The sequence below is a fragment of the Parasutterella muris genome, from assembly GCF_009767915.1.
GTDB lineage: Bacteria > Pseudomonadota > Gammaproteobacteria > Burkholderiales > Burkholderiaceae_F > Parasutterella > Parasutterella muris.
On record NZ_WSRP01000054.1, the window covers coordinates 1 to 11044 of the forward strand.

Below are 11044 nucleotides of genomic sequence, written 5' to 3' on the forward strand. Positions count from 1 at the left end.
TACTACTTCGGTGAAATCGCAGGGAAAAGACGGATGTTATTTGAAGCCCTCGGGGTTCCGGTTCCTGATGCAGAGCCTGAAAAGGCGCAGGTCTACGAAGACGACGAAGAAGAGACAGACTTCTAAAGAAGATGCCTTCAGATTAAAAGCTGAGCCTCTGCTAGAGGTTCTAGATTCTGCAATATTTCAGGTACTTATTGGTCCGGGCAAAAAAATATCCGAGAGTCTTGGAGACTCTCGGATGGTAACTTGGTGGGGGCACAGGGATTCGAACCCGGGACCTACGGATTAAGAGTCCGCTGCTCTACCAACTGAGCTATACCCCCTATTTGGTGGGCTGTGCAGGACTCGAACCTGCGACCAATGGATTAAAAGTCCACTGCTCTACCAACTGAGCTAACAACCCTTTGTCGATCAAGACTTGCGTCTCAATCAATCGAGAAGTGAATACTACACACGTTTTTTTTAATCGTCAAATCAAGTGGACCCAATCCGAAACTGTTACCGTCGAGTAAGACATAAATTGTCGCACTAATTTTTAGAATAACTTCCAACAAGAAAATAATCTGAAATTGAAATCTGCCTTGTCAAATCTGATTTTTTCGCTACTATTACAGAACTTATGCGGCTTGAGCCGCCAAAATTTAGGAAGAATTAAATGGCTGAAAAGAAAAAAGTGAAACCGCCCGTAGAACAGATTGTTGATACGGATGCCCGCAAGAAAGCGCTCAAGGTCGCGTTGGATCAGATTACAAAGCAGTTTGGTAAGGACGCGATCCTAAATATGGGCGACGGTCCGGCCGAGCAGAACCTTGATGTCGTCTCCACCGGCTCTTTCACTCTGGATATGGCGCTTGGCGTCGGCGGTCTTCCCCGCGGACGTATCGTTGAGATTTACGGACCGGAATCTTCCGGTAAAACAACGCTGACGCTGCACATCCTTGCAGAAATGCAGAAACTTGGCGGAACCTGCGCGTTTATCGACGCCGAGCACGCTCTGGATATTAAATATGCTCAGGCGCTCGGCGTGCATATTGAAGATCTGCTCTTGTCTCAGCCGGACAGCGGAGAACAGGCTCTGGAAATCACAGATGCGTTGGTTCGTTCCGGAGCGGTTGACCTCGTCGTCATCGACTCTGTCGCAGCTCTTGTGCCCCGTTCTGAAATCGAAGGCGAAATGGGCGAAGCTCTCCCCGGTCTGCAGGCCAGACTGATGAGCCAGGCGCTGCGCAAGCTCACATCCAGTATTAAAAAATCCAACACACTCGTAGTCTTTATTAACCAGGTTCGTCAGAAGATCGGCATCACTTACGGTTCTCCCGAGACAACGACCGGCGGCAATGCGCTGAAGTTCTACGCCACGATCCGTATGGATATCCGCAGAATCGGCGGCATCAAGAAGGGCGACGAAGTACTCGGCAACGAGACACGCGTTAAAGTTGTGAAAAACAAAGTTGCGCCTCCCTTCAAACAGGCTGAGTTTGAAATCATCTACGGCGAAGGCATCTCCCGCGAAGGCGAAGTCATCGATCTCGGTACCGATATGGATATCTTCGGCAAGTCTGGCGCTTGGTACTCCTATCAGGGCAATAAGATTGGCCAAGGCAAGGCGGCTGCCAGAGAGTGGCTCAAAGAACATCCTGAAGAAATGAAGCTCATCGAAGATCAGATTCGCGCCAAGATCAGCGGTGAAAACGAAAAACATAAGAACGATCCGGTTACAGAGACTTCATCCGTGACCGAAGAGGTCTATGAAGACGCACCATGATGAGTGAGTCTGACGAGCGCAGACAGCAAATCAAATTCAAGGCGGTAGCGGCTCTTGCAGCAAAAGAGCGCTCTCGCCTTGGTCTTTTTAAGAAGCTGTCGGACCAATTTGAAGAGCCCGGAGATGCCGAACTGATTAATTCGGTACTCGATGAGCTTGAGAAACGTAAATATCTTTCAGACGAGCGCTTTGCAAAAAGCCAGGTCATGATCAAAAACTCACGCTTTGGCGATCAGAAGCTTCGCTGGGAACTTCGTAGACAAGGCGTGTCAAGCGAATTGGCTGATGAGGCAATTCGCGAAAACGAAGTGTCCGAACTGGATCGGGCAAGAGTTCTGTGGGAGCGCCGCTTTGGTGAGCCTCCTCAGGATCCGAAAGAAAGAGCCAGACAGGTTCGATTCCTCGTGTATCGGGGATTTTCTTTCAGAACAATCGAAAAGGTTCTTCGCTGTCGACTCGATGAAGAAGAGTAATGCCCGGCAATGCTTAGAGCGGCTCTGGGTTTATACTCGTAAGATTGCTTTTGGAACAATCTCACAATCTCTTTTTCATTTACGCCGATGAAAATTCATGAATATCAAGCGCGTCGTATTCTTCAGAATTTCGACGTGCCCGTTCCCGTTGCGGAAGTTGCCTCCAGTGCTGAAGAGGCAGAACAGATAGCTAAAGAAATCGGAGGCCGCGTTTGGGCTGTCAAGGCTCAGGTTCATGCGGGCGGCAGGGGAAAAGCGGGCGGCGTGAAGCTTGCCCGAAGCCTCGGGGACATCTCCGCTCTGGCTTCCTCCTTAATCGGTTCCCGCCTTGTGACCAAACAAACCGGCGCGCACGGCGCTCCGGTCAGCAAGGTTCTGATTCAGGAAGGGCTTAATATCGCTCAGGAATTCTATGTTGGACTCCTGATTGACCGTCAGGCGCAAAAACCGATTCTCATCGCTTCTGCAGAGGGCGGAGTCGAGATCGAACGCGTTGCGGCCGAATCTCCTGAAAAAATTATCAACACCTATATCGATCCGGAAAGCGGACTGAGCAGAGAACAGGCGCTTGAAGTCGCCACTAAGCTCGGTGTGGAGCCGGCGGTTTGCCCGGAGTGCGCCGATGTTTTGGTGAAACTCTGGAACACGTTCAATTCAATGGACTGCTCGCTTCTGGAAATTAATCCGCTGATCGTAACTGCCGAACATAAGGTCTATCCGCTGGACGTGAAGATGACCTTTGATGACAACGCGCTGATGCGCCATCCGGAACTCGAAAGCCTGCACGATCCCGAACAGGAAGATCCGACGGAACTTACTGCGCATCAGGCCGGACTTCAGTACATTCAGCTTGACGGCAATATTGCGTGCTTGGTAAACGGCGCCGGCTTGGCCATGGCCACAATGGACACCATCAAGCTCTTCGGAGGCGAACCTGCCAACTTCCTTGATATTGGAGGCGGCGCCTCGGTTGAAAAGGTGACGGCCGCTTTCGAAATCATGCTCTCCCGCCCCGAAGTCAAGGTGATTTTGGTCAATATCTTCGGCGGCATTATGAAGTGCGACATTATCGCCGAGGGCATCGTTCAGGCCTGCCATAAAGTCAAACTGACGGTGCCGCTCGTCGTTCGCATGAAAGGAACGCACGAGGAACTTGGCAAACAGATTCTCAAAGACAGCGGACTGCCGATTCTTTCTGCCGAATCACTCGGCGAGGCAGCAAAACTTGCAGTAGAAAAGTCTCGGGAGTAAGCGATGAGTATTTTGGTTAATAAAGATTCCCGTGTGATTACTCAGGGTATGACCGGGAAAACCGGACAGTTCCATACACGTCTGTGCAGAGAGTACGGATTTGGCAAAGACTGCTTTGTGGGCGGCGTGAATCCGCGTAAAGCGGGCCAGGTATGGGAAGGTCTGCCGATTTTTGCCTCGGTGAAAGAGGCTAAAGAAGCTACCGGAGCAAACGTCTCCGTGATTTATGTTCCGCCCGCGGGCGCGGCTGCCGCAATTCAGGAAGCGAGCGACGCAGGAATCGAACTGATTATCTGCATCACGGAAGGAATTCCCGTTCTCGATATGGTCCGCGTTCGTGACCATATGAAGAAGACCGGCTCCAAATCACTGCTTCTCGGACCGAACTGCCCGGGCGTCATGACGCCGGGAGAAATTAATGTTGGCATTATGCCTGAGCACATCCATCGCAAGGGTCATATCGGTGTGGTTTCCCGCTCCGGAACTCTGACATACGAAGCGGTTGCGCAGCTTACCGCGCTCGGTTACGGACAGTCCACCGCCATCGGTATCGGCGGCGATCCGATTAACGGAATCAAGCACATCGACGCGCTCAAACTGTTCAATGACGATCCAGATACAGAGGCCGTGGTCATGATCGGAGAGATCGGCGGAAGCGACGAAGAGACCGCCGCAGAATGGGTGCGTGACAATATGAAGAAGCCCGTAGTGGGCTTTATTGCCGGTGTGACAGCGCCAGCGGGTAAGAGAATGGGGCATGCGGGCGCCATTATCTCGGGCGGCAGGGGAACAGCCGAAGGCAAACTCGCGGCGCTGGAAGCCTGCGGGATTCGTACGACGCGCAATCCCTCCGAGATCGGCGAGCTTCTTAAATCTGTGCTGACATCCGTCAAGGAGTAATTTATTTTGGAAACATTGATTGTCTGGTTTAACGAAATACACTGGGTCGCCGTTCTTCAGATCATTATGATTGACATCCTGCTTGGCGGAGACAACGCCGTGGTCATTGCATTGGCCTGCAGAGATTTGGATCCACATCTGAGACGGAAAGGGATTTTCTACGGCGCGGGCGGTGCGATTGCGCTTCGAGTGATTCTGATCGCGTTTGCCGTGACGATCATGACGATCCCATACCTGAAGTTCTGCGGCGGACTCCTTCTTCTTTGGATCGGTATCAAACTGATCGTTCCTCATGACGAAGGAGATCAGGAGGTACACGCAAGTAAAAAACTTTGGGGCGCGGTTAAGACAATTATTATCGCCGATCTGGTGATGAGTATCGACAATGTCATCGCGATCGCAGGCGCAGCCGAACAGGCACCGGGGCATCATCAGATGGCGCTGGTTATTTTCGGTCTGCTTGTCAGTGTTCCGTTTATTCTCGGCGGAAGCCAGTTTATCTTGAAAATTCTGGATCGCTTCCCGATCATTGTGTATGCGGGTGGCGCGCTGCTCGGCTGGATTGCCGGCACGCTGATGGTAGACGATCCGGGAATTTCTCCGCATTTCCCGAATCTGCCGGAGCTTCACATGGAGGGTGGAATCGCGGGAATTGTGTTCGTTCTCGGGGTTGCGCTGCTGATTAAGTTCTTCAAGAGTCGCAAGTCATCTTAAGGCATTTACTTAAAAAAAGAGGCGGTGATCTGTTCACCGCCTTTTCCTTTATGCGCAGGAGGAAATAATGGCGCCTCCGAGACAGACATCACCGTCATAAAGTACGGCGCTTTGTCCCGGTGTTACCGCCCACATGGGTTCTTCGGAAGCGAGCATCAGGCTTTCGCTGTCGGCCGATAAAATTTCACAGGCCTGATCCGGCATGCGGTAGCGCGTTTTCAGCCCGAGCTTTGTTCCGGCAAGCGGGGCTGAGCCGCTGATCCAGTTGGGACGAGTCGCCGTCAGCGTGTAAGACTTGAGCCAGGGATGATCATGTCCCTGAACAATGTAGAGCGTGTTATCCGGAATATCTTTGCGGGCAACAAACCAAGGTTCACCGTTTCCTTCTTTAGAGCCGCCTACGCCGATGCCTTTTCTCTGGCCGATGGTGTAGTAGGAAAGACCGATGTGTTCCCCGACGACCTTCCCGTCAGCGGTTTTCATCGGACCGGGTTTGTTGGCAAGATAGCGGCGCAGGAATTCGCGGAAAGGTCTCTCTCCGATAAAGCAGATACCCGTGCTGTCTTTTTTACGTGCGTTGGGCAGGCCGATTTCTTCAGCGATTCTGCGGACTTCCGTCTTGCAAAGCTCTCCTACCGGGAAAATGCTTTTGGAGAGCTGATACTGATTCAGACGATTAAGGAAGTAGCTTTGATCCTTGGCCGGATCAAGCCCCTTTAACAGTTTGAACAGACCGTTGTCTTCCGTAACACGTGCATAGTGGCCGGTCGCGATTTTGTCCGCGCCAAGCCGCAGAGCGTGGTCAAGGAAGGCCTTGAATTTGATTTCGGAGTTGCACAGCACGTCAGGATTCGGCGTGCGTCCTGCCTCGTACTCACTGAGGAACTCGGAAAACACGCGTTCCTTATATTCCTTGGCAAAGTTGACTGCTTCAATATCAATGCCGATCACATCGGCGACGGCCGTCGCATCAATCAGATCCTGACGGGAGGAACAGTATTCGCTGTCATCATCGTCTTCCCAGTTTTTCATGAAGAGGCCGATGACTTCATAGCCCTGCTGTTTGAGCAGGTACGCGCTGACCGCAGAGTCGACTCCGCCGGACAGCCCGACGACAACAGTTTTTGTGCTCACTTATAACTCCTTTTTGAGCTCCTAATTTTAGCCAACTCAAAGCGGTGTCGGACGATTTAGTTGTGACAGAACGGGTCAAAGAAAGGATTAAAAACAATTGATTGGGAAGCGATAGTTGACGCAGTAATAGAATGACGTATTGTTTAAGCCTGAGTCGTAAAGAAGGAGACCGCATGCCAGAATTTGTCTACACCGAAAACAAAAAATCACAGATTTTTTTAAATGATTTCGGCATTGAAATTCCCATCATCGGGCTTCCCGGCTTTGGCTGGGGAACGCCTGAGCTGACAGCCGCAGTCTCTAACGCCGGAGGCCTCGGTGTTTTAAATGTCGGATTCATGAATGAAGACGAGATTGAGAAATCGGTCGCAGCGGTTCGCAAACTGACCGATCGGCCCTTTGCAGCCATGCTGTTCCCGCCGAAAAAAACACTTTTGGACAGTCGGAAACTAAAGCTTCTGAATATGGCGCTTTCTCCGCTTCGCGAGGATTTGGGACTTGAGACAAGCGCTGAAACACTGCAGCTTCCTGATTTTGACCGGCAGTTCAAGAAAATCATTGACCTGAGAGTGCCTGCGGTCGGGCTTCGTTTGGGTGGTCTTCGCGAACCTTACATGGAGAAGCTGGAAAGGTGCTGTATGCCGATCTTTGGACTTGCTTCAAATTTGCGCGACGCCAAAGTTCTGGTCTCTAGCGGGGTGAAGGCGGTCGTTGCGGTTTCGTGGGCTGAAGGCGGACTGCTTTCTTATGAAGAAGTTCCGGCTTACGGTGCGGAAGTGGATTCTCTTGCGTTGTGGCCTGAGTGCGCACGAGCCTTGAAAGTTCCGGTTATCGCGGCGGGCTCTGTAATGACCGAGGCGCACGCAGAGGCGGCAAAACTTTTTGGCTGCGCGGGCCTCATGCTCACAGATGCGCTGCTGTGCGCAGATGAGTCACCGCTTCCGGAAGCCTGGCGCACGAAGCTCTGCTACACAACGGACGCTTCAACTGAAATGTCCTCTGTTTATTTGGGACGTCCCGCCCGATTCCTTGCCAACGGTCTCTCTCGCACGATTCAGGAAAACGAACTTCCGGTTCTTGATTTCCCGTTCCAGTATTTTGCGCTCAGGGATATTTTTGATTCAGCGCTGAAGCAGAACCGAATTGATCTTGCTTATCTGGAAATCGGTCAGAATGCCTTCCGAGCCCAAAGTCTTCCGGTTCGTAGTATCGTAGAAACTTTTACAGACTACTGGAAGCGTTAAATGAAGAAGAATCAAGCCCTGGTTGTTGTTGATGTGCAGAATGATTTTTTGGAGAAGGGAGCGCTTCCTGTCCCGGCTGCAAGTGAGGTTGTTCCCGTTATTAATAAGATTGCTCCACTGTTTGACACCGTAGTTTTTACTCAGGACTGGCATCCTCAAAACCATATTTCTTTTGCTTCTCAGCATGAGGGCGGCCGCGTTTATGAGCTCGTTGACGTATCTTACGGGAAACAGGTTTTATGGCCGGATCACTGCGTTCAGGAAACGGTCGGATCTGAGCTTGCCCCGGGACTCGATACAAGTAGGTGTGCCCTTAATATAAAAAAAGGAACCAATCCCGAGCTTGATAGCTATTCAGCCTTTATTGAAGCAGATCGAAGTACTCTCACAGGTCTTGCCGAGCAGCTGAAGGAGCGGGGAATTGACGAGGTGTTTGTCTGCGGTCTTGCGACGGATTTCTGTGTTTATTGGTCGGCTTTGGACGCGGTAAAGCTCGGTTTCAAGACGAATCTCGTGGAAGACGCCTGCCGCGGCATCGATATTGACGGCTCGATTCAAAAAGCGATCGAGGACATGAAAGCGCGCGGCATTCATATCCTCACATCCGCAGAGCTTAGTTGATCAGAAGAAGAGCTTCATCAGAAGCGGTGTCAGAGCCGGCGCGAGCAACGCGGTTGTCAAGCCGGTTAATCCGATCGCGAGACTCGCGTAGGCGCCGGCGTCCGCATCGATCTGGAATGCTCTGGACGTGCCCATGCCGTGCGCTGAGAGCCCAAGCGCGAAGCCCTGAGCGGCTGCACCGTTAATATTTAGGAACTTGAAGAGCGGGCCCGCGGTGATAGAGCCGAGTACGCCGGTTAGAACCACAAGAGCGGCTGAAAGCGCGGGCAGACCGCCGAGCTTTTCTGCTACCGACATGGCGATCGGAGTGGTTACGCTCTTAGGCGCAAGACTGATGATCGTTTCCGGTGACGCGCCAAGTGCGCCTGCAATCAGTACGGTCGATACGATTGCTGTAAAAGCGCCCGCAAATAATCCGAGGATAACCGGAAGCCAGTTTTTAGCCAGCTGAATTCTTAGGTCGTACAGAGGAATAGCCAGTGCAACGGTCGTCGGCCCTAAAAGAAAATGAATAAACTGCGCACCTTGGAAATACGTCTGGTAGGGCGTTTTTGTCGCAAGCAGCAGCGAGACAACCAGAATAATCGACACCGCCACGGGATTGAGCAAAGAATTCCAATTGCTCCAGGCGTAAAGCTTCTGCGCAATCAGATAGGCAAGCAGCGTGACCGTGAGCCACAGCAGTGACGAGGTCGAAAGCGAAGCCCAGATTTCATTGACTTCATTCATGGCACTGCTCCTCAGATTTACGTATCCTGCGTTTCTCAAGCCAAATTCCGGAATATTTGATCACAAGTCCGGTAACCGCAATCGTAAGGATGGTGCTGAGCACCAGTGAGACACCAATCGGCAGCGCTTCATTTTTGATTCGCTCAAAGTGAAGGATGATGCCGACGCCGGCAGGGACAAAGAGTACGGCGAGGTAAGAAATCAGTACGAGCGAAATCGGTCGGGCATATGCGGCGAGCTTATCGTAGCTGATGAGTGCGATCAGAAGCAGGAACATTCCGAGAACAGGACCGGGTACAGGCAAATGGAAATACATTTCTGCCACATTCCCAAGAATCTGGAATATTAGAAGCAACACTAAACCGGCAATCATGATGAAAAAAAATTATGGGTGAAAAGGAGGAGTCATAATTTATGACTAATTTTTTCAAAAAAAAGAAAAACGAGTACTTTTTTTCTCAAAATGGAAAATATGTTCGGTGTTAACTCGAATATAAAGAGATAGGGCGGTTCATTAAAATTTTTCAAAATCATTCGGCTAACAGCCGCTTTACTATCTAAGGAGTTCTAATGAGCGTACTTGAGTCTTATATGAAGGATCTTGCAGAATTGGTCAACTTGGACTGCGGATCCCACAACGTCGCCGGTGTTACCAAAGTCGCAGAAATCATGAAAAAGCACTTTGAATCGATCGGATTCAAAGCTGAGCTGGTTGATCTTGGTCCGGGAGCTGGAAACGGCATGTTCGCCTGCAACAAGCCTGACGCGGATCATTACGACGTTCTGTTCAATGCGCACATGGACACAGTCTTCCCTGACGGTGAAGCCGCAGCTCGTCCCCTTACCGTAAAAGGCGACAGAGCCTATGGTCCCGGCTGCAGCGACTGCAAGAGCGGTGTTCTGGCTATTTACTACGCACTCAAAGCCGCTCGTCCGGAAGATCTTGAAAGACTTTCCATCGCTGTTGCGCTGAATCCGGATGAAGAAACCGGTTCCCGTGCTTCGAGCGCCTGGCTCAGAGGCATTGCCGCCAAGTCTTCCCGCGCTCTGGTTTTTGAAGCCGCTCGCGAAGGCGGTCAGCTGGTTCGCTCCAGAAAGGGTTCTTCCAACTACGTTGTCACATTCAAGGGCGTTTCTTCTCACGCCGGCAATGCTCCGTATCGCGGTGCCAACGCCAATATCGCCGCCATGCGCTTTGCTCTGGCTGCCGCAGGCCTGGCTGATGTAGAAAAAGGCACAACAGTGAACCCCGGTGTTATCGAAGGCGGAAAAGCTCCGAACATTATTTCCGACTGCTGCGTCGTCAAACTGGACACCCGTTATTGGAACAATGAAGACGACAGGGCTCTTCATGAAGGCATCATGAAGCTTGCTGATGCGGTTTGGGCTCCGCGCGTAACTCAGACCATTGAACGCGTCAGCCACAGCAACTCCATGCCGCTTTCCGAAGCAACTAAGGAACTCGTTGCTCAGATCACTGAAGCCGCCAAGCTGGAAGGCTTTGACATTGACTGGGTTGACGCGGGCGGTGCTTCCGACGGCAACCACATGGCTGAAGCCGGTCTGCCCGTTATTGACGGATGCGGCCCTGCCGGCGGTGAATTCCACTGCGATCGCGAATTCCTTCGTATCGATACGATTGAAGAACGCATTCGCATGATCACTCGCTTCCTGACGCTGATCTAATCGATCTTTCTTCTCTGCCTGAGCTGCCGTTCTCTTTAAGAGCCGGCGGCTCTTTCGCATTTTCAGCGCCTAAATTTAGGATCGCGGCGGAATTCTCTCGGAAAGAGGCCGATAATGGCAGGAATCGAAAAGGAGCAGTTATGAAATTTGAACTGGAAAACGAAGAATATATTCGTCTTGGAGATCTTCTGAAAGCGGCCGGTGTGCTTCAGACGGGAGGCGAAGCCAAGCAGGTGATTCAAGCCGGAGAGGTAAAAGTGGACGGAGCCGTGCGTACGGAACGCGGCGCCAAAATCCGAGCCGGACAGATCGTGACTTACGCTGGCAAAGAGATTCAGGTTGAGGCTAAAGCCTAATCTTTTGCAATTCTCGGCGAAAACAAAAACCTGAATTCCCAAAAACTAGATCATAAATATTACTAGTAGTTACACACAGTGCCCAAATTGCCCGTAAACCGGGCATTGGGCATTATTTTTAACTGATTTAATAGATTATAATTATATAATCTACCTGGAGGGATTCAT

12 protein-coding genes and 2 tRNA genes are annotated in these 11044 nt (G+C 51.3%); 9 read left to right on the plus strand and 5 right to left on the minus strand.

Going from position 1 to position 11044, the window contains the following annotated elements; translation table 11 throughout:
• Positions 1-250: 250 nt before the first annotated feature.
• Together E5987_RS11905 and E5987_RS11910 are read right to left on the minus strand one after the other, a co-directional pair.
• Positions 251-326: transfer RNA gene (locus E5987_RS11905), tRNA-Lys, on the minus strand.
• 4 nt (positions 327-330) lie between these two features.
• A tRNA-Lys gene (locus tag E5987_RS11910) sits at positions 331-406 on the minus strand.
• A 252-nt stretch (positions 407-658) separates the two neighbouring features.
• Here E5987_RS11910 and recA point away from each other — a divergent pair.
• The 5 genes from recA to E5987_RS11935 all read left to right on the plus strand — a co-directional run bounded on the left by recA (position 659) and on the right by E5987_RS11935 (position 5106).
• Positions 659-1768 (plus strand): recombinase RecA, encoded by a 1110-nt coding sequence (gene recA / locus E5987_RS11915; protein WP_160336299.1) that lies wholly within the window; start codon positions 659-661, stop codon positions 1766-1768.
• The gene (locus tag E5987_RS11920) at positions 1765-2241 is read left to right on the plus strand and encodes a regulatory protein RecX (RefSeq protein WP_237178836.1); all 477 of its coding nucleotides are present in this window, start codon (positions 1765-1767) and stop codon (positions 2239-2241) included. Before recA ends, E5987_RS11920 begins: the two co-directional genes overlap by 4 nt.
• A gap of 87 nt (positions 2242-2328) precedes the next feature.
• The gene (gene sucC, locus E5987_RS11925; protein WP_160336300.1) at positions 2329-3492 is read left to right on the plus strand and encodes an ADP-forming succinate--CoA ligase subunit beta; all 1164 of its coding nucleotides are present in this window, start codon (positions 2329-2331) and stop codon (positions 3490-3492) included.
• Positions 3493-3495: 3 nt separating this feature from the next.
• Positions 3496-4392: a succinate--CoA ligase subunit alpha gene (gene sucD / locus E5987_RS11930; RefSeq protein ID WP_160336301.1), complete on the plus strand. Its 897-nt coding sequence runs from the start codon at positions 3496-3498 to the stop codon at positions 4390-4392.
• 6 nt (positions 4393-4398) lie between these two features.
• Entirely contained in the window at positions 4399-5106 is a 708-nt protein-coding gene (locus E5987_RS11935; protein ID WP_160336302.1) for a TerC family protein, read from the plus strand.
• Between the two features lie 48 nt (positions 5107-5154).
• Here the strand turns inward: E5987_RS11935 and mnmA are convergent, their stop codons facing one another.
• Complete coding sequence (mnmA, locus tag E5987_RS11940; RefSeq protein ID WP_160336303.1) at positions 5155-6240, minus strand: tRNA 2-thiouridine(34) synthase MnmA; 1086 nt, start codon at positions 6238-6240, stop codon at positions 5155-5157.
• A 173-nt stretch (positions 6241-6413) separates the two neighbouring features.
• Here mnmA and E5987_RS11945 point away from each other — a divergent pair, with 173 nt between their 5' ends.
• A complete protein-coding gene (locus tag E5987_RS11945) occupies positions 6414-7484 on the plus strand; it encodes an NAD(P)H-dependent flavin oxidoreductase (RefSeq protein ID WP_160336304.1) in 1071 nt (356 codons plus the stop codon).
• Positions 7485-8105, plus strand: coding sequence for a bifunctional nicotinamidase/pyrazinamidase (gene pncA, locus E5987_RS11950; RefSeq protein WP_160336305.1), 621 nt, complete (start codon positions 7485-7487; stop codon positions 8103-8105).
• Here pncA and E5987_RS11955 read toward each other — a convergent pair whose 3' ends face one another.
• Entirely contained in the window at positions 8106-8834 is a 729-nt protein-coding gene (locus tag E5987_RS11955; protein WP_160336306.1) for an LrgB family protein, read from the minus strand.
• A complete protein-coding gene (locus E5987_RS11960) occupies positions 8827-9207 on the minus strand; it encodes a CidA/LrgA family protein (protein WP_160336307.1) in 381 nt (126 codons plus the stop codon). Before E5987_RS11960 ends, E5987_RS11955 begins: the two co-directional genes overlap by 8 nt.
• A gap of 197 nt (positions 9208-9404) precedes the next feature.
• Between E5987_RS11960 and E5987_RS11965 the strand changes: the two genes are divergently transcribed.
• Complete coding sequence (locus E5987_RS11965) at positions 9405-10520, plus strand: M20 family metallopeptidase (RefSeq protein WP_160336308.1); 1116 nt, start codon at positions 9405-9407, stop codon at positions 10518-10520.
• A gap of 140 nt (positions 10521-10660) precedes the next feature.
• Positions 10661-10876 (plus strand): RNA-binding S4 domain-containing protein, encoded by a 216-nt coding sequence (locus tag E5987_RS11970; RefSeq protein WP_160336309.1) that lies wholly within the window; start codon positions 10661-10663, stop codon positions 10874-10876.
• Positions 10877-11044: the final 168 nt, after the last annotated feature.